The following is a 25,165-nucleotide window of genomic DNA, read 5'->3' on the forward strand; positions in this document are numbered from 1 at the left end:
GAATCAAACGCAGAGGCGCTGAGGGCTCGCAGAGGGTCGCTGGGAAAAGCTACTGATGGATCTGCTCCCTCATGTCGCCCATGATGGCCCTTGGCACCGGCAGGTCGATCATGGTGAACAGGCCCGGCCTGGCGTTGATCACCTGCGGGATCATATTGATGCACATGGCGATGGTGCCGATGCCGCCGGGAACCTCGGGCTTGTTGGAGAGGTTCACGTTGGGCGTGCCCTTGATCACCACGTAGTCGCCGGTGTCGGTGCCTTCCAGTTCAGGTTCGATCTGCTGGGGGTGCACCATCTCCACCGCCAGCTTGCCGCCCACGGTGCCGAAGCCCAGCATGGTGCAGCCCGCGACGTTCCCGGGCTTCACTTCCGCGTACTTCGTCTTCCGCAGCACATTGGAGACGATGGGGGCCATGGACTGCTCCACGGGCTTGTCCAGCTTCCAGCCGATGGCGTCGCAGATCATGTTCACGGATTCGTTGAACCCCACGTGCCCCGCCAGGTGCCCGGAGGCGGACTGGGCCTTGAATTCCTCGGGCGTGAGGCCCACGCCCTGCTCCTCCATGACCGCGGGGCCGAAGGGGGACAGGCTGTTGACCCGCTCCGCCTTGATGTAGTCCACGTCGGTGCAGGCGCCGGTCATGAGGATCACCAGCAGGTCCATCATGAGCCCCGGGTTGATGCCGGTGCCCAGGATGCTCACGCCGTTGGCCTTGGCCAGGCGGTCCAGCTCCTCGGCCAGGGCGGGCTCCTTGGCCTTGGGATAGGCCATCTCCTCGGCCGTGGAGATCACGTTGATGCCGCGCTCCACGATCAGCTTGATCTTGTCGAAGGCCTTGCGGGTGAAGCTGTCGGTGGCGAGGATCACCACGTCGGCGCTGCCGCGGGTGACCACCTGGTCGATGTCCCCGGAGATGACCACGTCCCTGCGGGCGCCCCGGGGAACCCCCAGGACCTCGAAGATGCTCTTGCCGACCCGGTCCGGGTGGATGTCGCAGACGCCGACGATGTCCACGCCCTTCTTGCGCAGGAGCACCTCGGCGATGCCGCCGCCCATGGCCCCGAATCCCCAGATGGAGACCCTGACGTTTTCCTGTCTCATCGTGTTGCTCCAGTCTAGAGGGTGGCGACCATGACGGCCTTGATGGTGTGCATGCGGTTCTCGGCCTCGTCGAAGACCTTGGAGTGGTGGCTGCGGAACACCTCGTCCGTCACTTCGCGGATGTCGTGGCCCTTGTCCTTCATGTCCTTGGCCAGCTTCGTCTCGAAGTCGTGGAAGGCCGGCAGGCAGTGCAGGAAGATCATGTCGGGGTTGGCGGTCTTCCGGACCAGGTCCATGGTGACCTTGTAGGGGGTCAGGAGGCGCACGCGCTCGGGGATCTGGTCCTCCTCGCCCATGGAGGCCCACACGTCGGTGTAGATGACGTCCGCGCCCGCGACGGCGTTCACGTCGTCGGTGATCTCGATCTTGGCGCCGGTGAGCTTGCCCACTTCCCGCACGCGGTCCAGGATCTCCTGGCTGGGGTTGAGCTCCTTGGGGCCGAGGCCCACGAAGTGAATGCCGGTCTTGGCCGCGCCGTACATCAGGGCGTAGCTCATGTTGTTGCGGATATCGCCGGCGAATACCAGCTTGACCTTGTTGAGGGGCTTGGCCACGTGCTCCTCGATGGTGAGGAAGTCGGCGAGGATCTGGGTGGGGTGGTCGATGTCCGTGAGGCCGTTCCACACCGGAACGCCGGAGAACTTCGCCAGGTCCTCCACCACCTCCTGCTTGTAGCCGCGGTACTCGATGCCGTCGAAGAAGCGCCCCAGGACCTTGGCGCTGTCCTCCAGGGACTCCTTCTTGCCCATCTGGGAGCTGTTGCTGTCCAGGAAGGTGACGTGGGCGCCCTCCTCCAGGGCGGCCACCTCGAAGGCGCAGCGGGTGCGGGTGGAGGACTTCTCGAAGAGCAGGACGATGTTCTTGCCCTTGAGCAGGTAGTTGTAGACGCCCATGCGCTTCTTGGCCTTCAGGTCCCGGGAGAGGTCCAGGAGGTAGCGCACCTCCTCCACGGTGAAGTCCATGAGGCTGAGGAAGCTGCGACCCTTGAGGTTGACGGCCATGGTGGTTCTCCTTTTCGGCATGGCAAGTATATTGCGCATTTTTGGGATGTGCAATATATTACCCTTCGAGGTACCCATGGCCTTCGACCCCCGGAAACTCTTCCTTCCCATCTCCCTGAACATTGTCAAAAAGCGGCACGACCTGAAGTGGAGCCAGCAGGAGCTGGCGGACCGCGCGGGCCTGAGCCGGCGCATGATCGGCATGATCGAGAGCGGCGAGAGCAACGTGAGCCTGGCCACCCTGGGCCACATCGCCGCCGCCTTCGACCTCACCTTCTCCGAACTCCTGGACGCCCCCCAGGAGCCGGCCCACCCCGACAGGGGCGTCCAGCTGTGGCAGGGCAGCCGCCCCGGCACCAAGGTGGACCTGCTCCAGAGCTTCCCCGCGCGGCGCACGGTGGAGCTCTGGAAGTGGACCATCGCCCCCGGCGACCGCTACCAGGGCGAACCCGACCTCCCCGGCTACCGCGAGATGGTCTACGTGGTCCGCGGCGAGCTCACCCTGGAACAGGCCGGCGCCACCCAGGTCCTCAAGGCCGGAGAGTCCATCGCGTTCCCCTCGGACTCCCCCTACGCCTTCGCCAACACCGGAAAAGGCAGCTTGAGCTTCATCCTCAACGTGGTCGCCTAGAGTAGGCGTCCGGGTCCCGGACATTCGCCCCGGTTCGTTGCTGCGTGCGCCGCACGCAGCAACGGAAGGCTCTCGCCTCTTCAGGGGGGCTGTGTTGTCACCCATTGGCCCCGACCCAGCTTGAGGACGTGCTTCGCGTGGGTTGACAGGAAGGTAGGGTCGCGCCGAGGCTGACCAGTTGCGGCGCCCACCGGCACCGATTCGGTTTACGCGAAGCGGATCCAATAGGCTTTTGGTAGCCGCTCGTTGCCTGGGGCCCCCAGGAGAGCCCTTCCGCCCCGGACTTCCCTTCGCTCAACGAAGGGAATGGGCGCAGCACAGCCCCTTGTCCCCTTCTCCCAACCCGTCATGGCCGGCTTGTCCGGCGATGACGAACCAGGGCGTACGTCCGGGACACGGACGAATACCTAGAACGGCTCTAGCCGCCCCCCACCAGCGGGAACAACGCGAGGGTGTCCCGGTCCTGCAGCGTCCTGTCCAGCGCCGCGTGGAGGCCGTTGACCATGACGATTCCCATGTCCCGGGCGGTGAAGTCGAGACTGTGGATGACGTGGAGGCAGTCCGCGCCGTCGGGGTAGGTCCGTTCGGCTTCCTTGAACCTGCCGTTGCGGAAGTGGGCGAAGAGCTTGACGGTGATGAGCATCAGAAGTTCCAGAAGGCGTCCACCTCCTCGTCGCTGAAGTCCCACACGGCGTTGTGGGGGGCGACGGGGTCGGTGCGGAAGAATTCCGGGAGGCGGTCGTGGACGGGGGTCATGCCGGCGGCCATGTTGAAGGCGCGCTCGGTCTTGAGGACCGTCTTGCCCAGCTCGGCCACGTCGTCGCCGGTGAGGGCGGCGCCGAAACGGGCGTTGATCATGTCGATGAGCGCCGGCAGGCATTCGGGGACGTCCAGGGCGGGGAAGGCCACGAAGATGCACATGCCGGTGGAATCGATGGCGGCGGTGGCGATCTGCAGGTTCCGGCTGAGCTCCACCTGGCCGTCCTTGCGGAGGGGATCCACCTGGCCGCCCACGTTGAGGATGTTGGTGGCGATGGTGTAGCCCGCGGTGTGGTCGGCGCCCATGGGGGTGGTGGCGTAGGTGATGCCGATGCCCTTGACGGAGCGGGGGTCGTAGGCGGGGATGCCCTGGTTCTTCACCACGGGCACCCGGGTGATGCCGTAGGTGCGGCCCACGGCCCCGGCGCCCGACGCGATGACGCGGCCCAGGGCGGTGCCCCGGCCCACCTCCTCCCGGAGGATGCGCAGCATCTCCTTGCCGTCGCCCCAGGGGAGGATGCCGGCCTCCATGGCCACGCCGAAGGCCACGGCGGTCTCGATGGAATCGATGCCCAGGTCGTCCATGATGCTGTCGGCCATGGCGATGTCGTCCAGGTCGGTGATGGTGCAGTTGGCGCCCAGGCCCCAGATGGTCTCGTACTCGAAGCCGGAGGTGAGGTACTTGCCCTCCTTGTCGTTGTAGACCTGGGAGCACTGGATGACGCAGCCCGCGTGGCAGCCGTGGCGGGGCTTGCCGCCCCGGGCCACGATGGTGTCGTGCATGGTCTCGCCGCAGATGGAATCGTGCCCGTCGAAGCGGCCCGCGGTGAAGTTGCGGGTGGGAAGGCCCCCCGCCTCGTGCAGGATGTTCACCAGGACGTTGGTGCCGTAGGTGGGCAGGCCCGTGCCGCTCACCGGGTGGTCCATGAGGGCCTTGGTGAAGACCCGGGAGGCGGCCTTGAACTTCTCGGGATCCGCGATCTGGATGCCCGGCGCCCCCTCCTCCTCGAGGGTGATGAACTTGACCCGCTTGGAGCCCATGACGGCGCCGAGCCCGCCCCGGCCGTGGCTGCGGAGCTTGCCGGAGGGGTCGCGCACGGAGATGTTGGCCGCCGTCACCCGCATCTCGCCGGCGGTGCCGATGGATATGACCCCGGCCTTCTTCCCGTGCCGGGCCTCGAGGACGTCCAGCACCGCGAAGTTGTTGCTGCCCACCAGCTCACGCTCCTCCCGGATCTCCACGCCGTCCTTGGTGACCCGCAGCCCGTACCAGGCGTCCCCCTGGGGCACCCCCTCCAGGACGAGGGCCTTGATGCCCAGCCGCGCGAACATCTGGGCCGCGGTGCCGCCCACGTTGCTCTCCTTGATGCCGCCCGTGAGGGGACTCTTGGCCCCGCAGGAGAGGCGGCCCGAATTGGAGGCCGAGGTGCCCGAAAGGAGCCCGGGCGCGAAGACCAGCTTGTTGTTGGGGCCCAGGGGGTGGCAGGCCGGAGGGACCTCCTTGGCCACGATGGTTGAGGTGAGGGCGCGTCCCCCCAGGCCGGCCCAGGCGGCAGGCGTCTCCTCGCTGCGGGTGGTGAGGTCGGTCAGATTGACCCTGAGAATCCTGTCCATGGTTTTCTCCCTTGGGTCCGCGATGCGGAAGACAAGGAAAGGCAGGAGTTGTGCCAGGGCCGCCCCGGGCCGGGGGAACCCAGGCAAAAGCGGAGGCCCGCCTGGAAAAAAGGAGAACTTATCAACGTTCCATGATTGCGCACATTCGTCACATTCTGCGCCAGGGCGTACCGCCGGCCGAACGATGTGGGACACTTCGGTACGCACCTGGAGGCGGCCATGGGCTTTCGGAAGATCAACACCCCGGGGATCCTCTCCGCCTGGGAGCAGTTCGTCAGCACGGGGGACCTGGAGCCGGGGGTCCTGGCCCCGGAGGTGGAGGCCTCCTGGCGCCGCTGCCTGGAGGCGGGGGTGGACCCCTTCGCGGGCCGGGCCCCGGGGGTGCTGCGCCCCACGCTCTTCGCGGAGCTGCGCGAGCGCAAGCAGGACCTGATCCGGGTGGCCAGGCCCTTCATGGACAACCTGTTCGGCCTGGTGGCGGGGAGCTTCGTGGTGCTGCTCTTCGACGAGCACGGGGTCCTCCTGGAGACGGTGGGCGACCCCGAGCGCATCCGCACCTGCCAGGACCTGAACCTCAACGGCGGGGCCCTGTGGGACGAGCACGAGGTGGGCACCAACGGGGCCGGCACCTCCCTGATCCTGGGGCGGCCCTTCCAGGTTTCGGGTCCCGAGCACTTCTGCCGCAAGCACCACCGCTGGACCTGCTCGGGCGCGCCCATCCTGGACCCGGAGGGCAGGGCCATCGGCCTCCTGGACCTCTCCGGCCCCGTGGACGAGACCCATTCCCACACCCTGGGCCTGGTGATGGCCGCGGTGGCCGCCATCCAGAACGCCCTGATCCTGGGCCAGCGCAACCAGGAACTGACGCTCCTGAACGACCGCCTCTCCCGGGTGCTGGGCACCGTCACCGACGGGGTGGTGGTGGTGGACGCCCAGGGCGTCATCGGCCAGATCAATCCCGCGGCCGAACGCATCCTGGCCATCCCCGGGGCCCGGGCCGAAGGCCGGTCCATCCGGGACCTGGTCCTGGATCCGGAACCGGTGGCGGCGCTCCTGGAGCGGGGGCAGGAATTCCTGGACCGGGAGCTGGACGTGCAAAGCGGCCCCGGCGTGCAGCACTGCCTGGCCAGCGGCAAGCCCATCCTGGGCGGCGGCGGGGCGGTGCGGGGCGCCGTGCTGTTCGTGAACCCCATCAACAAGCTCAAGCGGCTCGTGAACCGCTTCTCCGGGGCCCAGGCCACCTTCCGCTTCGAGGATATCCTGGGCCAGGGGCAGGCCCTGGTGCGGGCGGTCCAATTGGGGCGGGCGGCGGCGGAGAACGAAAGCAATGTCCTGCTCACCGGGGAGAGCGGCACGGGCAAGGAGATGTTCGCCCAGTCCATCCACAACCAGTCCTCCCGGCGAAAGGGTCCCTTCGTGGCCGTGAACTGCGGGGCCATCCCCCGGGAGCTCATCGCCAGCGAGCTCTTCGGGTACCAGGACGGCGCCTTCACCGGGGCCGCCCGGGGCGGCCGCCCCGGGAAGTTCGAACTGGCCGGGGGCGGGACCCTCTTCCTGGACGAGATCGGCGACATGCCCCTGGAACAGCAGGTGGCCCTGCTTCGGGTGCTCCAGGACCGCGCCATCACCCGCCTCGGGGGGGACCGGGCCTTCCTGGTGGACGTGCGCATCATCTGCGCCACCCACAAGGACCTTCGGGAGGAGGCCCGGCGCGGGACCTTCCGCCAGGACCTCTACTACCGCCTCAACGTCTCCATGATCAAGCTCCCGCCCCTGCGCGAGCACCCCGAGGACGTCCCCGTGCTCCTGCAGGCCTTCCTGGCCAGGCGCGGGAACCGCGCCGCCCTGGACGTGGACCCCGCCGCCGTGGCCGCGCTCCAGGCCTACCCCTGGCCCGGCAACATCCGGGAGTTCCAGAACGTCGTGGAGCGCATGGCCCTGTCCGTGCAGGGCAGCCGCATCACCCTGGAGCATCTGCCGGAAGAACTCCTGCGCTCCCCCGAGGCCCTCCCGCCCCCGCCCCCGGCCGTTGCCTCGGGACCCCTGAAGCTGAGGGACCTCCTGGCCGAGGAGGAGCGGGAGGAGATCCTGGCCTCGCTGCGGTCCGCCAAGGGGAACATGACCCGGGCGGCGCAGAACCTGGGAATCTCGCGGAACACCCTCTACCGGAAGATGGAGAAGTTCGGGCTCTAGGTGCGCCAGCAAACCCTAGCTGCCATGAAACAGAGATGAAGGGGCTGTTCCTGGTTGAGGGGATGAAGGGGATGAGATAAGGAAGGATGGAAACCAGGGCGCCAATCCGGGACCCGCACCCCCACGTTGCCAGGCCCCTACCGCACCGCCTCCCGCGCGATCATCAGTTCCTCGTTCGTGGGGACCACCGTCACCACCACCCTTGAATCGGAGGTGCTGATGATCCGTTCCCCCTTGCCGTGCTCGTTGGCCTCGGGATCCAGCTTCACCCCCAGGAACGTGAGCTTGCTGCAGACCTTGGCCCGCACGAAGGTGCTGTGGGTGCCGATGCCGGCGGTGAAGGTGATGGCGTCCACGCCGTCCAGGACCGTCGCGTAGGAGCCGATGAACTGGCGCACGTTGTAGGTGAGGAGGTCCCGGGCCAGGCGGGCCCTCTCGTTGCCCTGGTTTGCGGCCATCTCGATCTCCCGGAAATCGGAGGAGACGCCGGAGATGCCCAGGAGGCCGGACTTCTTGTTGAGGAGGTCGGTGATGGCCTTGTAGTCGAGGTTCTCGTACTCCATGAGCATCTCCACCACGCTGGGATCGATGGTGCCGCAGCGGGTGCCCATGATCACGCCCTGCAAGGGCGTCATGCCCATGCTGGTGTCCATGCTCTTGCCGTTGAGCACGGCGCAGATGCTCGTGCCGTTGCCGATGTGGCAGGTGATGATCTTCAGGGAGCGCAGGGGACGGCACAGGAGCAGGGCGGTGCGGGCGGCCACGAAGGCGTGGCTGGTGCCGTGGAAGCCGTAGCGCCGGATGCCGTACTTCTGGCTGAGTTCGTAGGGGATGCCGTAGATGCGGGCGAAGTCGGGGATGTCGTGGTGGAAGGCCGTGTCGAAGACCGCCACGTGGGGCACGTCCGGGAAGGCCTCCATGGCGGTGCGGATGCCCAGGGCGTTGGCGGGGTTGTGGAGGGGGGCGTAGAGGGAGAAGTGCTCGATGTCGGCCACCACCTCCTCGGTGACCAGGACCGAATCCCCGTACTTGGGCCCGCCGTGCACCACCCGGTGCCCCACCGCGTGGATGGGCGTGTCGTGGAGGACGGCGGCGCGAAGGCGTTCCAGGATGGCCTCCAGGGCCTCCCGGTGGGTGGGCAGGGGCAGGGTGTCCCTGCGCTTGTCGCCGGCCAGGGTGCATTCCAGATTGGCTTCCGCCAGCCCGATGCGCTCCGCCATGCCTTCGGCGATGGAAACCTCCTTCGTCATATCGAAGAGGTTGAACTTGAGGCTGGAGGACCCGGCGTTCAGGACGAGGACGAACATGGCAGAAACAATAGCAGGACTTGCAAGGGATAATGGGGCGAGATGACGAAGCCCCCCTCCCCCAGCCTGCGCACCCGGATCCTGCTCCTGGTGTGCGCCACCCTCGTCCCCGCCCTCCTGGTGACGGGGCTGCTGGTGAGCTGGCAGATGGAGCGCCACACCCGGGCCCTCCTGGAGGAGAAGGCCGGGGTGATCGCGGCCCTGGCCGCCCAGGACGAGGCGGTGGTGGGGGCCCTGGCCGCGGGGAGGCCCGGGGCCCAGGCCTGTGCGGAGCGCCTGCGCCTGGCCTCGGGGGTGGACTACGTGGTGGTGCTGGACCTGGCCGGGAACCGCATCACCCACCCCAACCCGGCCCTCATCGGGGGCCCCTTCAAGGGGGGGGATGACCGGGAGGTGTTCCGGGGGCGCGCCTACACCTCCGTGGCCGAGGGCACCCTGGGCACGGCCCTGCGGGTGTTCCGGCCGGTGCGGGATCCGGAGGGCCGCCAGGTGGGGGCCGTGGTGGTGGGGGTCCTCATGAAGGGCATCGACCACCACCTGCTGGCGGTGCGGCGCATGGTCCTGGGAGGCCTGCTGCTGGGCCTGGCCGCGGGCGTCCTGGGGGCCTTCGCCGTGGCCTGGCGCATCAAGCGGGTCCTGCTGGGCATGGAGCCGGGGGAGATCGCCGCGGCCCTGCAGGAACAGCTGGCCGGGGTGAAGCTCTACGCGGACGCCCTGCGGGGGCAGACCCATGAATTCATGAACAAGCTGCACGTGATCCTGGGCCTGGCGCGCCTGGGGGAGCTGGAGCGGCTCACGGCCTACCTCGCGGACCTGGCCCGGGCCGCGGACGACGACGTGGGCGCCGTGGTGCGGGCCGTGAAGGACCCGGTGCTCGCGGGGTTCCTCCTTGCCCGGTCCGCCTCGGCGCGGGAAAAGAACCTCCGGGTTACCCTGGCCCCCGATTCCGAGGTGCCGGCCCCCGGGGCCCCCGGGGCGGTGCACGACGCCATCACCATCCTGGGCAACTTCCTGGAGAACGCCGCGGAGGCCATGGGCGCCGGCGGCGAGATCGGCGTGCTCCTGCGGGTGGAGGAGGGCCGCCTGGAGATCCGGGTGGAGGACCGCGGCCCGGGCCTGCCCCCGGGGCCGATCTTCGCCAAGGGCTTCTCCACCAAGGGCCCCGACCGGGGCTACGGCCTCCACCACGCCCGCCAGCGGGTGGAGGCCGCCGGAGGCCTGCTCACCGCCCAGGACCGGGAGGGGGGCGGCGCCACCTTCCGGGCCGTCATCCCCTTCCCCGAGGAGGTCCGCCCATGATCCAGGTGCTCCTGGTGGAAGACGATCCCATGGTGGCCGAGGTCAACCGGCTCTACGTGGACCGGGTGCCGGGCTTTTGCGCCGCGGCCAGCGCCCGGGACGGGGCCGCCGCCCTGGAGCTGCTGCGGACCCGGCCCTTCGACCTGGTGCTCCTGGACATCGGCATGCCTGGCCCGGACGGGCTGGACCTCCTGGCCACCATCCGGGCCTCGGACCTGGAGGTGGACGTCATCTTCGTCACCGCCGCCCGGGACACCCGCACCATCGGCCGCGCCCTGAAGCTGGGGGCCATGGACTACCTCATCAAGCCCTTCGAGTTCGAGCGCATGAAGCAGGCCCTGGAGCACTACGCCCAGGCGCACCGCATGATGAGCCAGGACCGCCCCGCCAGCCAGGAGGATCTGGACCGGGTCTTCGCGCGGCCCGCGGCGCACCCGGACCTGCCCAAGGGCCTGGACCGCTCCACCCTGGGCAGCGTCTGGAAGGCCCTGGCGCCCGGCGCCCCGGGCATCACCTGCGAGGAGCTGGGGCAGCGGGTGGGCCTCTCCCGGGTCTCCGTGCGCAAGTACCTGGAATTCCTCACCACCATCCAGGCGCTGCGCCGGGAATCCGCCTTCGGCGCCATCGGCCGGCCCCTGCACCTCTATCATCTGCAGGCCGGGGCCGAGGAGGCCGTCCGTCCCTTTCTTTAATTTCAAAACTTGAAAATACTTCCAATAGCTTCCACCCGGAGGCGGGCCTCGCAATCATGGAATTGAGATCGATAAAAAAATATCGATTCAACCCTGGGAGGCAGCATGCACCGAGAGCTCCGGAAATTCCTGGCCGGCGTGGCCCTGGCGGCGGCCGCCTTCGCGGCCCCGCAGCCCCTGGCCAAGCTCCACGCGGACAAGGGCGTGACCTGCGCCGATTGCCACGGCAAGGGCAAGGTGCGGGTGGACGACAACGAGACCGCGCCGAACCTGGCCTGCGTGCGCTGCCACGGGGACCTCAAGGCCATGGCCAAGGGCGCGGCCGATCCCCTGGGCCCCCACGCCTCCCACCTGGGCGCCACCAGCTGCACCATCTGCCACCGGGGCCACGAGGCCTCCCGGTCCTACTGCCTCAGCTGCCACGATTTCGAAATGAAGATGCCCGGCGGGAGCGACGCGGCCTGGAAGCCCCAGGCCATGTCCACGCGCCGGGACAAGCGGGTCGACCGCGCCGATGTGCTGGTGGTGGGCAGCGGCGCCGCGGGCATGGTGGCGGCCATCACGGCCCACGACGCGGGGGCGCGGGTCATCGTGCTGGAGAAGCAGCCCCTCACCGGCGGCAATTCCATGCTGGCCGAAGGGGGCATGAACGCCGCGGGCACCCGGGCCCAGGCCCGGAAGGGGATCAAGGATTCGGTGGAGCTCATGAAGGAGGACACCCTCAAGGGGGGCAAGTACCTGGCGGAGCCCTCCCTGGTGGAGATCCTCGCCCGGAACTCCTCGGCCTCCGTGGACTACATGGAGAAGCTGGGCGCGGATCTTTCCGACGTGGGCCGCCTGGGCGGGGCCAGCGTGAGCCGCGCCCACCGCCCCACGGGGGGCCTGCCCGTGGGCGCCCACCTGGTGGACGTGCTCCGGCGCAACGCCGCGGAGCGCAAGCTGGACGTGCGCGTGAACTCCCGGGTGGTGAAACTCCTCGAGGGCAAGGACGGCGCCATCCAGGGCGTCGAGGTGAGCGGGCTCCACCGCGGCACCTACCGCATCCTGGCCAAGTCCGTGATCCTGGCCGCCGGGGGCTTCTCGGCCAATCCGGAGCGGGTGGCGCGCTACCAGCCCTCCCTCAAGGGCATGGCCAGCTCCAACCAGCCCGGGGCCACCGGCGACGGCCTGGACCTGGGCGAGGCCAAGGGCGGCAGGCTGCGGGACATGGAGCAGATCCAGATCCATCCCAGCGTCGCCAAGGGCAGCCGGATCCTCATCACCGAAGCCGTGCGCGGCAACGGCGCGATCCTGGTGAACCGCCAGGGGGTGCGCTTCTTCAACGAGATCGGCACCCGGGACGCCGTGTCCCAGGCCATCCTCCACCAGGAGGGCAAGTCCGCCTTCCTCGTCTTCGATGAAAGCGTGCGCAGGAGCCTCAAGCAGATCGACGGCTACTTCCACCTGAAGCTGGTGAAGGAGGGCGCCACGCCCGAAGCCCTGGCCCAGGCGCTGGGCATCCCCGGGGCCGCCCTCAAGGCCACCCTGGACACCTACAACGCGGCCGTGGACGCCAGGCAGGATCCCCAGTTCAAGCGCCCCGACATGCCCCGGGCCCTGCGGGAGGCGAAGTTCTACGCCATCGAGGTGAACCCGGGCGTCCACTACACCATGGGCGGCCTGGCCGTGGACGAGGCCACCCGCGTGCTGGCCAAGGACGGCAAGGCCATCCCGGGCTTCTTCGCCGCCGGCGAGGTGACCGGGGGCGTCCACGGCGCCAACCGCCTGGGGGGCAACAGCATCTCCCAGACCATCACCTTCGGGCGCATCGCCGGCGCCACCGCGGCGGCCTTCGCGAAACCCTGAAACGGGAAAACCCGGGAACCTCCTCCCAAGACATAACACATTCATGAAAGCTCCCCAACGGAGGTCCGCCGGCAGGATCCTGCCACCGCGGACTTCCGTTGGCCATTTCATAGAAAGGTTCCATGCGAAGGCTCTGCCTCTTTTCCACTCTGCTGCTCGGCCTGGCCTGTGCCCAGCCGGCGGTCAAACCCGATATGGAAGCGCCCCGGAAGGGCCAGCTGACCCTCGGCAGCGTCCAGACCAAGGTCGTCAACGGCAGCACCACCAAAGCCCAGATCCTGGAATGGTTCGGATCGCCCAACCTGGCCACCAAGACCAAGGAAGGGGAGGTCTGGAACTACACCCGCCAGGGAACCGCGGCCGAGCTCAAGGCCAGCACCATGGGTCTCTGGTTCCTCGTCGGGGGGTCCCAGAAGGCCACGGGCTTCTCGGGGACCTCCTCCTACAGCTTCGACCTGCTGCTGCGCTTCGATGGGAACGACGTGGTCGTGGACCACAAAGTCATGCAGACGGCCTTCTAGGGAGCCCCGCCATGGTCGGAAAATTCGCGATGTGTTCCCTGGCCGGGGCGCTGCTCCTGGCGGGCCTGGGCTGTGCGGCCCCCGTCCTCACCCCGGACCAGGTCATGGCCCTGCGCCAGGCCCAGACCCGCTCGTTCCCGGTGTCCCTGGATATCACCTTCAATGCCACCAAGACCTACCTGCAGGACAACTTCTACCAGATCCGCCAGGCCAGCCGGGAGAACGGAATGATCAGCGCCTTCAAGGCGCAGGACGTCTCGGCCGGAAAGCAGTTCTGGGGCACCGTCCTGGTGGGCAACACCGCCAAGAAGGGCGATCAGTTCGAGATCACCCTCACCTTCGAGGCCCTGGACCAGGCCACGACCCAGGTGCGGTGCAACATCACCCACGGGGAGAGCAACATGCTCGGTTCCCAGGCCGGCGTGGCGGCCGTCACCGATCCGGCCCAGTACAAGTCCCTCCTGGACGGCCTTTCGGTGGAAGTGGAGCGCCAGAACATGATCAAGGCCATGCGCAAGGATTCGGGGGCCAAGTAGCGCCTGTTTCATGATTTTTCCATATTTTCTCCCGGCACCCCTGCCGGCCGTCCAGGAATGGGCCGCCGCCGGGGGCCCGTTCCGTTGTACCGTTCCAGGTGAGCCCTGTTTCATAAAAGGTGTCCGCATGGCCTTTGTCCCCCCCATCCCCGACGGTGGTTCGTACGACCGCGAACGGACCCTGGAATTCGAATTCGTGCGCGCCACGGAGAATGCCGCCCTCCAGGCCATCCGCTGGTCGGGGCGGGGCGAGAAGGAGAAGGCGGACGCGGTGGCCTGCGCGGCCATCGCGGGGGTCTTCGACCAGTTGGATATCCAGGGCGAAGTGGTCATCGGGGAGGGGATCAAGGACCAGGCCCCGGGGATCTTCGTGGGGGAGAAACTGGGGACCTGGCGCCCGGGGGCGCCCCGCTTCGATATCGCCCTGGACCCCATCGACGGCACCACCAACATCGCCAAGGGCCTGCCCAACAGCATCTCGGTGATCGCCGCGGCCCAGGTGGCCGACGGGGCCACCCACGCCCTGCGCAACCTCCCCAGCTTCTACAGCCACAAGATCGCCTACGGCCCCGCGGTGAAGGCGGCCCTGGACCGGCACCCGGGGCCCTCCTTCCTGGACCGGCCCCTGGCGGAGGTGCTGGGCTTCGTGGCCGAGGCCCTGGGCAAGCGCGTGCGGGACCTGGTGGTGGTCACCATGGACCGGCCCCGGCACGACGCCATCATCCGCCAGGTGCGGGAGGCGGGCTCGGCCCTGCGGCTCATCTCCGACGGCGATATCACGGCCGCCGTGGCGCCCTCGCTGCCCCTTTCGGGGGTGGACCTGTACCTGGGCATGGGCGGCTCCCCCGAGGGGGTCCTGGCGGCCGCGGCCCTCAAGTGCCTGGGCGGGGACCTCCAGCTGCGCATGTGGTTCGACCCGGCGCGCCATCCCGAGCACCATGCCGAGGTCACCGCCCAGGTGCCCGCGGCCGAGCTGCGGCGGGTCTTCCACGTGCGGGACCTGGTGGTGGGCGACAGCGCCCTCTTCTGCGCCACGGGGATCACGGACAGTTCGCTGCTGCCCGGCGTCAAGCTCATCGGGCACCAGGCCGAGACCCACTCCATCCTCATGCGGGCCAGCAGCGGCACCGTGCGCCACATCCAGGCCATCCACCAGCTGGACCGCAAGGGCACCCCCATGCGGGAGAGCTTCCTCCGGGGGCTGGACACCTCCTTCCGCTGATCAGGCGAAGTCCAGGTTCTCCGTGATGCGCTCCCCGGTGGTCCTGAAAGTCTCCAGGAACCGGGCGATGCGGCCCTGGGCGGCCTCCAGCCGCTCCACCCCAAGGTTCAGGTTCAGGAGATCCACGTACCAGGGGGGCTTGACCTCGCTCTGCACATAGGCCCACGCGATGGCCCGGGCGATGGGGAGGGTGGTGGCCTTGGAATCGTCGTGCACGTCCTTGCTGCGGGCGGCGAGCAGCTTGGCGTACTCCTCCTCCAGGAGCCGGTTGAAGAGCGCGGGCGTGAAACGGTCCCCGGGGCGCACCCCCAGGACCTCGTCCCCGTCCGTGAGGGGGGCCTGCTTGTGGATCCACTCCCAGAGGATGGAGAGCCGGATCTCCCCGGTGGCCATGTCCTCCATGAGATAGAGCACGTCGTCATTGCCGAAGTGGTCTGCGGGCTTAAGGGCCGCGGCCTGGAAGCCCTGGAGGAAGGCGTTGCCGTACTGGATGGCCACCGACAGCAGGTCCCGGGCGCCGGGGATGGTGCGGGGGGCGGGCTCCAGGAGGGTGAGGCCCGCGGCGTCCTCCGGGCCGTAGGTGAGGGCGGGGAAGGGGCGTCCCGCCTGGTTGTCCTCGCCGGCCTTCTCCCACACGGGGCGCACGATGTGGACCATCTTCCAGTGGGCCACCCACTTGCCCGAAGCCCCCTCCCGCTGCTCCCGTTCGGCCCCGGCCACGGCCCGGCGCATGCTCGCGGCCACTCCCACCTCCGAGCCCACGGGGATATTGGGCTCCATGCCCCCCTGCCACAGGGCGAAGCGGCCCAGGCGGTCCGGGGTGTTCACGGCCCGGCGCACCCGGTCCTCGTAGTTCCGCATGTAGCCGTAGGTCATGGTGATGGTGTCGATGTTGGGGTTCAGGAAGGCCGGATCCCAGGCCCGGGCGTCCGAGACGCTGTTGATGTAGTCCCAACGCCCGGTGTTGAAGCCCACGAAGTGGGGCGCCAGGGCCGCGCGGATCTCCATGAGCTGGAAGCACTGCTCCAGCTGCTCCACCAGGACGTAGGCCTTGACGGTGCCCGAGGCCAGGCCCAGGTGCGCCTCCAGGGCCAGGAGGAGGCTGTTCCACCAGGCGGCTTCGGCGGCGGTCTGGATCTTGGGGAGGTAGTACACGAGGCCGTGCCCCGCCAGGCGCAGGGTGGCGGCGTTGTTCACCGCGAAGGTGGCCAGGTCGGCGATGGAGGCCGAAAGGGCGGGGCCCCCGGCGTGGCGGATGTGGCGGTCGTCCAGGTGCAGGCCCCGGGCGCGGTAGAGCACGGTGGTGAAGTCCAGCTGGGTCCGCCAGTCCTGGATGATGGGGCGCCCGAAGAACCCCTGGGCCCAGGCGTTCATCTCCCCGGCGACCCCTTCGGCCACGTCCAGGAAGAGGGAATCCCGGCCCAGGGCGAGCTTGAGGTTGCGATGGTTGTCCAGGCTCATGGTCTCCACCTGCCCCAGGGCGTCCTCCCCGTCGAACATCCACCCGTCGGCCCCCGACAGGAGCGCGTAGGCCACGTTGCGGATCCCCGCGCGCACATCGGCCCGGGGCCGCGTGGCCGGGCCCGTGCCCTGGATCCACTGGCGGCGCAGGTCCGCGGGGATCTCCCCCCCGTCGAAATGCCCGGCCCGGGCCTCGGCGACGGTGAGGGCGGTGCCCGGGATGGTGGCCGCGGGATCCAGGAAACCGATGGGCTCCCGCTTCCGGGCCCGCTCCTGCCGGCGCGCGGCGCGTTCGGCCATGAGCTCCCGCCGCCGCGCATCCAGGGGCGCCAGGGCCTCCAGGGCGCGCTGCACCTCGATCGTGAGCACATCGGGATACTGGGCGAGAATGCCGGAGCGGTATTCGAGGGCCATGGAAAACCTCCGCGAGGGCTCCAATTTGGCCCCGGTATTCCGGGGGATCCAGCGAAAACATCCGATTTCAGAAATCGAATGGTCCGATCAGGTCTTGCAGGGATGGCCGCATTGCCGGCCTTACCGAGGTGCCACCGGCCCGTCGAAAGCCCCGTTCCCGATTCAGTCTCTTCGGTGTGCCTGGATGGCCATGGATTCCGGCACGACCCTGACCGTTGTTTCAGGCGTGGCCTTGGCGAATGCCTCGGGCGGAAGTTTGGCCGGATGTAGCCTCGGGCATACTCGTTTCCGGACATACTCATCATGCCCTTCACCAGATCCCAGTCCGAGTTCGATTGCGTTCAGGCGAGAAGGCACATAATTGTATATTAAAATTATAAACGTGTAAAATTAGATACTCATTCAAATTCATTCTCGTTTTATATGGAACAAATTGCCCGGTACAACCATGAATAGCTCTACAACAGGGGGTATCCGTGATGCCCCATCTCTAAGCTAGAGGTTGAAATGAAGCTTAAAAATAACATCACTTACCTTTCCTCTCGTGAGCTAAGCCAGGTGCATGGCGGCATGTTTGTCACTCTCTGCAACTCCGGCGGCAGCACGCGTATGAGCATGTCGAATCCCAATCCGTGTCCTTTTTCATCTCGAGATATGGTGGGTTCGATGACCCAAACCGCGATCGGTGGGGGCTTTAGCGGCGCCCGGACGGGTGGGGCTGCGGCAGCGGCGACCGGCGCCGCAGGAGGAGCGCTGCTTGGCGGAATGGGTTATTGCGTCAATAATGTGATAAAGAATACGCCAATGCCGCATGTTCCGACCAATATTGCAGCATATACAACGCCTGGGAATCCATTCCATTCGGCGGGCCGTGTGCATATGTAGGGCAAGTCCATCCGCCTTGATGTTTGGTTAATGGCTATGAACATGCAATGATTGCGGAACAATGAAGAAAGAATGGGAATTAATGCGTGATCCGGGCGCCCCGAACATCATCAGTCCCAAAGCAAACAAGGGCGGGTAGTTTTGCATGTCATATATCTCAACAAATTACAAGAATTTGATTTTGGATATATGTAATATCATAATTTTCCTGACAATTGCATTTTCAGACAATTCCTCCGTCCGCATCGGACTGTTTTGCGGATTCCTGGCGGGGGTTTTTATTTCCCGTTTCACCCATGGACGCAATCCACCTGGATTTTGAAATTCGGAAGATGCGTGTTATCGCCATTGGCCTGATGAATTCCGCTGAAGAAGTCCGGTTGGCCCTGCTAGACTTCCGGGATCCTCCCTTTCCTGGCCACCTTGGGCGCCGACATCCTTGCGTTCTCCGCTCGAGCGCCATTCCGCCGGGTCGCGAAGGGACTCCTGATGAAAGGGTGCCTACCCCATGCTTCCACCCGCCCTTCCCCCCGCAGAAACCAGGCCCGCCCCTTCCCTCGCCCAGGTCCACGGGGATCTCAAAACCGCTCGGCAAGCCGCCGAGAAATCCCGGCGGCCGGTGCTGGGCATCTTCCCCGAAGACGAGACCCGGTTCCAGGCGGCCCTGTCCTTCCTGAACACGCTGGAGGGCGCGCGGCTGCGCAGCGAATCGGAGGTGTGGCTGGCCAGGCCCGGGGATCCCTCCGCCCAGGCCCTCCTGGACAAAGCGGAGATCCGTTCCCTTCCGGCCGTCGTGAAGCTGGATTCCAGGGCCAGGACGGTCCAGGACTTCCTTGCCGGAAGCGATGGGGCTCCGCTGGACAAGGCCTGCCGGGAGCTCATGGAGCGGGAGGACGCCCACGGCGTGCCCCCCCTGGAACGGATCCGGGCCTGGTCGGGGGGGATGGATCCCGCCCCCTTCGTCGCCTTCGGCCAGGCGCGCGCCCAGGACCTCGGCGCGGCCGCCCTGGAACCCCACCGAAGCTGGCTGGTGGGCCTGGTCAAGAACCCGGATTCCAGGCTCCGGGCCTGGGCGGCCACGCGCCTCGTCGAAGCCAACGCCCGGATGGCTCCGGGGGATCCCGATGCCTGGGGCGCCTTCCTGGAATTCAGGCTGAAGGAGTTCTACGACACGATCCGCAACAGGATGACGGGCCGGGTGTCGTCCCCCTGGGGAAAACTCGGAGCGCCGGGCTTCATCGGGCCCAAGGCCCCCTTCTGGCCGGCCATCCGGGCCCTGCTGCGCAGCCCCAAGGCTCCCGCCCTGGGGGCCAGCTTCTATGCCCTGATGGCCCCCGAACTCCGGGCGGAGGATCGCGAATGGGTCCTGGGGACCTTCACGGCCCAAGGGCATCGCCAGGCGGGTGAGCCCTGGAACAACACGGCCTTCTGGATCGGCACGGATTGGCTGCTGGCGTACGGGGCGCCCGCGGATTGGGCCGCCTTCGCCTCCGGCCTCACCGATGGCGCTTGGAAGACCGCGCTCCACGACGTGGAGTACCAGGTCAGGCAGGTGCCCGCCTTCTGGGACGCCTCCCCCGCCGTGCAGGACCTGTTCTGCGAGGGCGAGACCGCCGACGCCTTCTGGAAGAACCCCGACGGGTGCCTGGCCTCCTGGGGCGTGACCCGGGAGACCCTGGTGGAACTGGGCATCGACCAGATCCGCCTCCTCAAGGGAGGGGCCTACCCCAGGTACCCGGAGGAGGCCAAGCGACGCGGTTTCACGGGAATCGTCCATGTGCGCACCCTGGTGGACGCCAAGGGCAAGCCGCTCTGGGCCCGTCCGCTTCCGGGATATGCCCTGTGCTTCTTCGCGCCCTTCGGCGTCCGGTACGCGGCGAACGCCACCTTCGAGGCCGCCAAGGTCGGCGGGGTGGGGCGCCCCGCGCAGTTCGTCTTCCATTTCCCCTTCAAGCGCCGTTGAGGGTCCCCTGAAGGGCCATCCCGACCTTCACCAGCCGGCAGACCCGGGCGGCGCCCGCCTCCAGGAGCCGGGCGCCCTGGTCCATGCAGGTTTCCAGGGCCATGGGCGCGGGGACGATGCTCGCCAGGGCGTCGATGCCCTGGGCCAGCACCTCGTCGGCGCCTTCGGCGAGTCCACCCGATAGACAGACCACCGGGACGCCGTGGCGCCGGGCCACGGCGGCCACGCCCACGGGGGCCTTGCCCATGGCGGTCTGGGCATCGGTGCGGCCCTCCCCGGTGATGACCAGGGCGGCGCCCCGCACCAGGTCCTCGAAGCCGGTGGCCTCCAGCACGATCTCCACGCCGGGGCGGAGCCGGGCGGGGGTGAACCACATCAGGCCGGCGCCCAGGCCGCCCGCGGCCCCGGCGCCGGGGCGCAGGGCCACGTCCCGGCCGGTGGCGGCGGTGGCCACCCGGGCCAGGACGCCCAGGGCCCGGTCCAGCTCCTGCACGGCCTCGGGGGTGGCGCCCTTCTGGGGGCCGTAGATGGCCGAGGCGCCCCGGGGGCCGCAGAGGGGGTTGTCCACGTCGCAGGCCACGAGGATGCTGGCCGTGGCCAGGCGGGGATCGAGGCCGGAAGTGTCGATGGCCGCGAGGCGGGCCAGGGCGGCGCCCCCTTCCGGAAGGGGCAGCCCCTGGGCGTCCAGGAACCTCGCGCCCAGGGCCCGGGCCATGCCGGCGCCGCCGTCGTTGGTGGCGCTGCCGCCGATGCCGATGACGAGCCGGTCCAGGCCCGCGTCCAGGGCCGCCTTGACGAGGTGGCCGGTGCCGGCGGTGGAGGTGATCCGGGGATCCCGCCTGTCCCCGGGGACCAGGGGCAGTCCCGAGGCGGCGGCCATTTCGATGACGGCGGTGACGCCGTCGCCCAGGACCCCCCAGGTGGCCGTCACCGGCTCGCCCAGGGGCCCCGGCACCCGGGTGCGCACCAGCCGGCCCCCGGTGGCCGACACCAGGGCCTCCACCGTGCCTTCGCCGCCGTCGGCGATGGGGACCTTGCGCACCTCGGCATCGGGGAACACGGCGTGGATGCCCCGTTCGATGGCCTCGGCGGCGCCCAGGGCCGACACGCTTCCCTTGAAGGAATCCGGGGCGACGACGATGCGCATGGAGCTACCTCCCCAGGGGAACCAGGCCCGGGAACAGGAACGCGAAAGCCCAGACCATGAGGCCCAGGAGGATCACGTAGGGGATGGTGTAGTTGATGGTCTGTCGCATGATCTGGCCTTCCTTCCCGGCCAGGCCCACGGCGGTGGCGGCGATGACGATGCTCTGGGGGCTGACCATCTTGCCCGCGGAGGCGCCGGCGCTGCCGGCGGCGGCCATGAGGATGTCCGAGAGGCCCATGGCCTTGGCGGTGAGCACCTGCAGATTGCCGAAGAGGGCGTTGGCCGAGGTGTTGGAGCCGGTGAGGAACACGCCGATCATGCCGAACAGGGGGCTCAGGAGGGGATAGACGGAGCGGCTCACCACGTGCACGATGCTCTGGCTCAGGGTGGCGACCATGGAGATCTGCTTGGTGCCCAGAACGCCCCACACGGCCAGCTTGGTCTTGGGATCCACGATGGGCAGGGAGACGTTCATCACTTCCGAGATGGCCAGGATGCAGGCCACGGCGATGAAGGAGGGGATCATCTGCCGGAAGGTCTTCCCGAACTGCGCGCCCACCACGGCGTACTTCACGCCCATGAAGGGGAAGGCCACGAGGCCGGCGATGAGCATGACGGTGCCGGGGGTCTGCAGCCAGGAGAAGGCGTAGAGCTTGCCGGGGTTGTAGATCTGGACCTTGATGAGAAGGGCCTGCCAGCCCGGGGCGGTGCCCGCGAACAGGGGCTTGGTGGCCTTGAGGTTCACCAGGATGATGAAGGTGGCCAGGAGCAGGTACGGCAGCCAGGAAAGGAAGAGCTCCCTGGGGTGGAATTCGGGCGCCGCGTTGTCGGAGGCCTTCTCCCCCTCGAAGAGCCAGGGCTCCTCCTTGGCCTTGAACTTCAGGTGGATGGCCGTGGCCGTCAGGCACACCAGGGCGGCCAGGACGCTGGTCAATTCGGCGCTGACGAAGTTCGACACCAGGAATTCGGTGACGGCGAAGCTGGCGCCGGTGACGAGGATGGTGCCCAGGGCGCCGCGCATGCCCTTGCCGCGGCTCATGGCGTAGACGGTGGCGAAGGCCATGATGAAGGCCAGGGGCGCCATGAGGCGCCCGGTCATCATGGAGAGGCCCATGAGATCCTGGCCGGTGGTCTTGGCCAGGGTGACGGTGGGGATGGCCAGGGACCCGAAGGGCACCGGGCCCGTGTTGGCCACGAGGCAGACCATGGCGGCCATCATGGGGTTGTAGCCCAGGCCCACCAGGATCATGGCGGGGATGGCCACGGGGGCGCCGAAGCCGCAGATGCCTTCCAGGAAGGCCCCGAAGCCGAAGGCGATGAGGAGCGCCTGGGCGCGGCGGTCGATGGTGAGGTTGGCCATGGCCCCCTGCATCTTGTCCATCCACCCCGTGACCTTGAGGACGTTGTAGATCACCAGGGCGCCGAAAGGGATGTACATGATGGGGAAGATGCCGGTGAGGCCGCCCTGCAGGGCCGCGAGGAGCACCACCTTCGTGGGCAGGCCGAAGAAGAGGATGGCCCCGAGCACCGTCACGACGAGGGCGATGGGCGCCACCTTGGCCGCGGGTTTCATCATCAGCGGAATGCCGATGAGGAGGACAAGGAGTGGCAGAGAAGCCACGAGAGCTCCGGACAACATGACTTGCCTCCTGGTTTGAGTGGATATGAACATATCAGGGGACGTGCGGCGGTCCAGGAAAAATTGCCGGGCCTCCTTTTTTTCCGATCCCCGGTCCCGCCCCGGCCCCTTCAGGATCGTGCGAGAATCACCCCGGAGGCACCCATGGCCCTTCTCGACGCAAGCCGGAGCATCCTGGTCGTCATCGACCTGCAGGGCAAGCTCGTCCACATGGTGCACCGGCCGGCCATGGTCCTGGAGGCCACCCGCCGGCTCCTGCGCCTGGCGGACCTCTTCCAGGTGCCGGTGGTGCTCACGGAACAGTACCCCCAGGGCATCGGCCCCACGGAATCCAGCATCCAGGCCGCCTTCGACGGCCTCTCCACCCCCACCTTCTACCTGGAGAAGACCTCCTTCGGCTGCTGCGGGGATCCGGGCTTCGAGAAGCTGCTGCGGGCGGCCCGGCCCGGCCTGGAGCCCGGGAATCGCCAGATCGTGGTGGCGGGCATCGAGGCCCAGGTGTGCGTCAACCAGACCGTCCTGGAGCTGCTGGCCTCGGGCCATGAGGTGCACCTGTGCTGGGACGCGGTGAGCGGGCGAGGCGAGGAGCACCGCCGGCACGCCCTCGAGCGCATGGCGGCGGCGGGGGCCACCCTCACCAACCACGAGTCCGTGGCCTTCGAGTGGTGCCGGGACAAGGTCCACCCTCAGTTCAAGGCCATGTCCGCGATCATGAAGGAAGGGCAGCCCTGATACCATCCTGAATGGCCCTTTCACGACTGCTCGGACGCGTTGCCGCCCGGGAACTGGTTGATCCCTCCGCCTCCCGGGCCCTCCGGGCCACGGTGGCGTTCATGCTGCCCCTGGTCCTGGCCTCCCTGGGCCTGATCACCGGCACCCAGGCCGTGCTGGCCTCCTTCGCGGGCCACGCCGTGGGGGGCCTGGACGTGAGGGGCGCCTATTCCCTCCGCCTTCTCCTCCTGGTGGCCCTGAGCCTCATGTTCGCCGGGGCCGCCTGGCTGGGGGTGGAGGCGGGGCGCAGCGTGCTCCTGGCGGTGCTGGCTACGGGGCTCATGGCCCTGGGGGCCGGGGCCTGGCGGCACGGGCTGGGGGAGTACGGGCCTTCGGTGGCCTCCACGGCGGCCCTTCTCTTCTTCCTGGGCCTCATCTCCCAGGCGGAAGCCACGCCCCCGGGGGCCGCGGTCGCCACCCTGGCCGGGTGCGCCTTCAGCGTCCTCGTGCATGCGGCCTTCTGGCCCTTCCTGGCCCAGCATCCCCTGCGCCGCACCGTGGCGGGGGCCTGGCTGGCCCTGGCGAACCTGGCGGAGGCCCTGCCGGCGGTGGACGCGGCGGAAGCCCCCGCCCGCCATGCCCGGGTGGTGGATTGCGAAAACGAACTGAGGGCCGCCCTGGACCAGGCCACCGAAGCCCTCAAGGGCGCCCACGCCAAGAGCAGCCGGCCGCTGGTCCATGAACTGGAGGCCCTGAACCAGGCCGCGGCCCACCTGGCCAATTACCTCATGGCCCTCAACCCCAGCATCGAGCGGCTCATGGAACCCCCGGGACCCGGCCCCATGGCGGCCTCCTTCCGGTCCTTTCTGGCCGCCACCGTGAATTCCACCCGGTCCCTGGCCCTGGCGGTGGTGTCCCACCAGGCGGGGCACCTGGCCCGGTTCGAGATCCGGCTGCGCCGCCTGGGCCGCCTCCTCCGGGTGCTCCAGGCCCGCACCGCCGCCAAGGTGCGGGACACCCCGGAGCGGGCCCACCTTTCGGATGTGCTGGGCAAGCTCCAGGATCACCTGCCGGTGCTGCGCGCCACCCTGCGCGCTTCCATGGAGCGCGCCCGGGAGCGGGGGCCCATCTCCTTCGAACTCTTCGATCTGCGCGTGTGGAGCCTGCGCCCCCTGGCCTCGGCCCTGAATTTCAGCCTCCAGGTGGACCCGGCCCTGGTGCGGTTCACCTTCCGCCTGGCTGTGATCATGATGGCGGGCACCTGGGCCTGGCGGACCTGGCATCTGCCCCACGGGTACTGGATCCCCCTCTGCGTCATGGTGGTGCTCCAGCCGGACTACGGGGCCACCCGGCTCCGGGCCACCCAGCGGGCCGTGGGGACCCTCGCCGGGGGCCTGGTGGGAAGCCTGCTGCTCTGGCTGCACCTGCCCCTGTGGCTGCTGATGGCCGCCACGGCGGCGGTGTGCGCCACCTTCACCTACTACGTGAAGCGCAACTACGCCGTGGCCGTGTTCTACATCACGCTCCTGGTGGTGCTCCAGTTCGAGGCCGCGGGGCCCATCAGCCTTTCGCTCACCCTCCAGCGCCTGGCCTTCACCCTGTCGGGATGCCTCCTGGCCTTGCTGGCCGCCCTCAGCTTCTGGCCGGTATGGGAGCGGGACCGCTTCCCTCCGCTCCTGGCCGGGGCCCTGCGGGCCAACGCCCTCTTCCTGGACCGGCTCTGCCGCGGGCTGGGGGGCGACCCGGACCTCACGCCCCAGTTGATGCTCAAGGCCAAGCGCAAGGCCCAGCGGGCCAATAGCCTGGTGTTCTCCTCCCTGAACCGCATGGCCGGCGACCCGGACGTCATGCGGGAGGGCATCGAGCACAACGCGGCCCTGGCCAACCAGAACCTCCGGGTCACCCGGTGGCTCAGCGTGGCGGCGGTGCATTTCCGGGACGGCGCCCCGCCCATCCCCGGCCTGGAGCCCCTGGCCCGGGCCGCGGGGGAGGCGCTGGAAGCCATGGCGGCCGTGGCGGAGGGGGCGGATCCCGCCCTGCTGGCGGGCCCCCGGGAGGCGCTGGAGGGGGTGGAGCTGCCGGGCCTGGCGGAACCCCGCACCGCCTATGTCACCTCCCAGCTGGACCTGGCGGGGACCGAACTGAGCGCCATGCTTATGGAGTTCCAGGGATGTTCGATATAGTGCACTGACTGGTGAATTTTCCACGAGGAGCAGCGGC

At 68.4% G+C, this 25,165-nt stretch carries 20 protein-coding genes; 12 read left to right on the forward strand and 8 right to left on the reverse strand.

Translation table 11 applies throughout. The features are described 5' to 3' along the window. Positions 1 to 49: 49 nt before the first annotated feature. On the reverse strand, positions 50 to 1,105 hold the full coding sequence (gene ord / locus R2J76_RS05545; protein WP_316414813.1) for a 2,4-diaminopentanoate dehydrogenase: 1,056 nt from the start codon (positions 1,103 to 1,105) through the stop codon (positions 50 to 52). A gap of 14 nt (positions 1,106 to 1,119) precedes the next feature. Then, complete coding sequence (gene argF / locus R2J76_RS05550; protein ID WP_316414814.1) at positions 1,120 to 2,106, reverse strand: ornithine carbamoyltransferase; 987 nt, start codon at positions 2,104 to 2,106, stop codon at positions 1,120 to 1,122. 76 nt (positions 2,107 to 2,182) lie between these two features. Between argF and R2J76_RS05555 the strand changes: the two genes are divergently transcribed. Further along, positions 2,183 to 2,737 (forward strand): helix-turn-helix domain-containing protein, encoded by a 555-nt coding sequence (locus R2J76_RS05555; protein ID WP_316414815.1) that lies wholly within the window; start codon positions 2,183 to 2,185, stop codon positions 2,735 to 2,737. A 418-nt stretch (positions 2,738 to 3,155) separates the two neighbouring features. Here the strand turns inward: R2J76_RS05555 and R2J76_RS05560 are convergent, their stop codons facing one another. Next, positions 3,156 to 3,380 carry a MoaD/ThiS family protein gene (locus R2J76_RS05560; RefSeq protein WP_316414816.1) on the reverse strand — a complete coding sequence of 75 codons (225 nt, stop codon included), beginning with the start codon at positions 3,378 to 3,380 and terminating at the stop codon, positions 3,156 to 3,158. Next, positions 3,380 to 5,110, reverse strand: a complete 1,731-nt coding sequence (locus tag R2J76_RS05565; protein ID WP_316414817.1) for an aldehyde ferredoxin oxidoreductase family protein — start codon at positions 5,108 to 5,110, stop codon at positions 3,380 to 3,382. The genes R2J76_RS05560 and R2J76_RS05565 overlap by 1 nt, the downstream gene beginning before the upstream one ends. Positions 5,111 to 5,329: 219 nt before the next feature. Between R2J76_RS05565 and R2J76_RS05570 the strand changes: the two genes are divergently transcribed. Continuing rightward, positions 5,330 to 7,303 (forward strand): sigma-54-dependent Fis family transcriptional regulator, encoded by a 1,974-nt coding sequence (locus tag R2J76_RS05570; RefSeq protein ID WP_316414818.1) that lies wholly within the window; start codon positions 5,330 to 5,332, stop codon positions 7,301 to 7,303. 137 nt (positions 7,304 to 7,440) lie between these two features. Here R2J76_RS05570 and R2J76_RS05575 read toward each other — a convergent pair whose 3' ends face one another. Then, a complete protein-coding gene (locus R2J76_RS05575) occupies positions 7,441 to 8,610 on the reverse strand; it encodes an acetate/propionate family kinase (protein WP_316414819.1) in 1,170 nt (389 codons plus the stop codon). 42 nt (positions 8,611 to 8,652) lie between these two features. Here R2J76_RS05575 and R2J76_RS05580 point away from each other — a divergent pair, with 42 nt between their 5' ends. The 6 genes from R2J76_RS05580 to glpX all read left to right on the forward strand — a co-directional run bounded on the left by R2J76_RS05580 (position 8,653) and on the right by glpX (position 14,725). Continuing rightward, positions 8,653 to 9,909, forward strand: a complete 1,257-nt coding sequence (locus R2J76_RS05580) for an ATP-binding protein (RefSeq protein WP_316414820.1) — start codon at positions 8,653 to 8,655, stop codon at positions 9,907 to 9,909. Next, entirely contained in the window at positions 9,906 to 10,601 is a 696-nt protein-coding gene (locus R2J76_RS05585; protein WP_316414821.1) for a response regulator, read from the forward strand. The genes R2J76_RS05580 and R2J76_RS05585 overlap by 4 nt, the downstream gene beginning before the upstream one ends. 105 nt (positions 10,602 to 10,706) lie before the next feature. Further along, entirely contained in the window at positions 10,707 to 12,446 is a 1,740-nt protein-coding gene (locus R2J76_RS05590) for a flavocytochrome c (RefSeq protein ID WP_316414822.1), read from the forward strand. A 122-nt stretch (positions 12,447 to 12,568) separates the two neighbouring features. Continuing rightward, the gene (locus R2J76_RS05595) at positions 12,569 to 12,967 is read left to right on the forward strand and encodes a hypothetical protein (protein WP_316414823.1); all 399 of its coding nucleotides are present in this window, start codon (positions 12,569 to 12,571) and stop codon (positions 12,965 to 12,967) included. An 11-nt stretch (positions 12,968 to 12,978) separates the two neighbouring features. Next, entirely contained in the window at positions 12,979 to 13,503 is a 525-nt protein-coding gene (locus R2J76_RS05600) for a hypothetical protein (RefSeq protein ID WP_316414824.1), read from the forward strand. 127 nt (positions 13,504 to 13,630) lie between these two features. Then, a complete protein-coding gene (gene glpX, locus R2J76_RS05605; protein WP_316414825.1) occupies positions 13,631 to 14,725 on the forward strand; it encodes a class II fructose-bisphosphatase in 1,095 nt (364 codons plus the stop codon). Here the strand turns inward: glpX and R2J76_RS05610 are convergent, their stop codons facing one another. Next, positions 14,726 to 16,600: an aldolase/citrate lyase/malate synthase family protein gene (locus tag R2J76_RS05610; protein WP_316414826.1), complete on the reverse strand. Its 1,875-nt coding sequence runs from the start codon at positions 16,598 to 16,600 to the stop codon at positions 14,726 to 14,728. Positions 16,601 to 17,107: 507 nt separating this feature from the next. Here R2J76_RS05610 and R2J76_RS05615 point away from each other — a divergent pair. Both R2J76_RS05615 and R2J76_RS05620 read left to right on the forward strand, forming a co-directional pair. Further along, on the forward strand, positions 17,108 to 17,485 hold the full coding sequence (locus R2J76_RS05615; protein WP_316414827.1) for a hypothetical protein: 378 nt from the start codon (positions 17,108 to 17,110) through the stop codon (positions 17,483 to 17,485). A 508-nt stretch (positions 17,486 to 17,993) separates the two neighbouring features. Further along, on the forward strand, positions 17,994 to 19,448 hold the full coding sequence (locus tag R2J76_RS05620; protein WP_316414828.1) for an energy transducer TonB: 1,455 nt from the start codon (positions 17,994 to 17,996) through the stop codon (positions 19,446 to 19,448). Here R2J76_RS05620 and R2J76_RS05625 read toward each other — a convergent pair. After that, positions 19,435 to 20,595: a glycerate kinase gene (locus R2J76_RS05625; RefSeq protein ID WP_316414829.1), complete on the reverse strand. Its 1,161-nt coding sequence runs from the start codon at positions 20,593 to 20,595 to the stop codon at positions 19,435 to 19,437. The genes R2J76_RS05620 and R2J76_RS05625 overlap by 14 nt on opposite strands. A 4-nt stretch (positions 20,596 to 20,599) precedes the next feature. Beyond that, positions 20,600 to 22,216, reverse strand: coding sequence for an L-lactate permease (locus R2J76_RS05630; protein ID WP_316414830.1), 1,617 nt, complete (start codon positions 22,214 to 22,216; stop codon positions 20,600 to 20,602). 162 nt (positions 22,217 to 22,378) lie between these two features. Between R2J76_RS05630 and R2J76_RS05635 the strand changes: the two genes are divergently transcribed. Continuing rightward, positions 22,379 to 22,966, forward strand: coding sequence for an isochorismatase family protein (locus tag R2J76_RS05635; protein ID WP_316414831.1), 588 nt, complete (start codon positions 22,379 to 22,381; stop codon positions 22,964 to 22,966). Positions 22,967 to 22,977: 11 nt separating this feature from the next. Continuing rightward, positions 22,978 to 25,128 (forward strand): FUSC family protein, encoded by a 2,151-nt coding sequence (locus R2J76_RS05640; RefSeq protein WP_316414832.1) that lies wholly within the window; start codon positions 22,978 to 22,980, stop codon positions 25,126 to 25,128. Positions 25,129 to 25,165: the final 37 nt, after the last annotated feature.

Source organism: Mesoterricola silvestris, from assembly GCF_030295405.1.
In the GTDB taxonomy this organism is placed as follows: Bacteria; Acidobacteriota; Holophagae; order Holophagales; family Holophagaceae; genus Mesoterricola; species Mesoterricola silvestris.

Coding starts and splice junctions, on each gene's coding strand:
- ord (WP_316414813.1), bottom strand. CDS start 1,105: ATGAGACAGGAAAACGTCAGGGTCTCCATCTGGGGATTCGGGGCCATG.
- argF (WP_316414814.1), bottom strand. CDS start 2,106: ATGGCCGTCAACCTCAAGGGTCGCAGCTTCCTCAGCCTCATGGACTTC.
- R2J76_RS05555 (WP_316414815.1), top strand. CDS start 2,183: ATGGCCTTCGACCCCCGGAAACTCTTCCTTCCCATCTCCCTGAACATT.
- R2J76_RS05560 (WP_316414816.1), bottom strand. CDS start 3,380: ATGCTCATCACCGTCAAGCTCTTCGCCCACTTCCGCAACGGCAGGTTC.
- R2J76_RS05565 (WP_316414817.1), bottom strand. CDS start 5,110: ATGGACAGGATTCTCAGGGTCAATCTGACCGACCTCACCACCCGCAGC.
- R2J76_RS05570 (WP_316414818.1), top strand. CDS start 5,330: ATGGGCTTTCGGAAGATCAACACCCCGGGGATCCTCTCCGCCTGGGAG.
- R2J76_RS05575 (WP_316414819.1), bottom strand. CDS start 8,610: ATGTTCGTCCTCGTCCTGAACGCCGGGTCCTCCAGCCTCAAGTTCAAC.
- R2J76_RS05580 (WP_316414820.1), top strand. CDS start 8,653: ATGACGAAGCCCCCCTCCCCCAGCCTGCGCACCCGGATCCTGCTCCTG.
- R2J76_RS05585 (WP_316414821.1), top strand. CDS start 9,906: ATGATCCAGGTGCTCCTGGTGGAAGACGATCCCATGGTGGCCGAGGTC.
- R2J76_RS05590 (WP_316414822.1), top strand. CDS start 10,707: ATGCACCGAGAGCTCCGGAAATTCCTGGCCGGCGTGGCCCTGGCGGCG.
- R2J76_RS05595 (WP_316414823.1), top strand. CDS start 12,569: ATGCGAAGGCTCTGCCTCTTTTCCACTCTGCTGCTCGGCCTGGCCTGT.
- R2J76_RS05600 (WP_316414824.1), top strand. CDS start 12,979: ATGGTCGGAAAATTCGCGATGTGTTCCCTGGCCGGGGCGCTGCTCCTG.
- glpX (WP_316414825.1), top strand. CDS start 13,631: ATGGCCTTTGTCCCCCCCATCCCCGACGGTGGTTCGTACGACCGCGAA.
- R2J76_RS05610 (WP_316414826.1), bottom strand. CDS start 16,600: ATGGCCCTCGAATACCGCTCCGGCATTCTCGCCCAGTATCCCGATGTG.
- R2J76_RS05615 (WP_316414827.1), top strand. CDS start 17,108: ATGAAGCTTAAAAATAACATCACTTACCTTTCCTCTCGTGAGCTAAGC.
- R2J76_RS05620 (WP_316414828.1), top strand. CDS start 17,994: ATGCTTCCACCCGCCCTTCCCCCCGCAGAAACCAGGCCCGCCCCTTCC.
- R2J76_RS05625 (WP_316414829.1), bottom strand. CDS start 20,595: ATGCGCATCGTCGTCGCCCCGGATTCCTTCAAGGGAAGCGTGTCGGCC.
- R2J76_RS05635 (WP_316414831.1), top strand. CDS start 22,379: ATGGCCCTTCTCGACGCAAGCCGGAGCATCCTGGTCGTCATCGACCTG.
- R2J76_RS05640 (WP_316414832.1), top strand. CDS start 22,978: ATGGCCCTTTCACGACTGCTCGGACGCGTTGCCGCCCGGGAACTGGTT.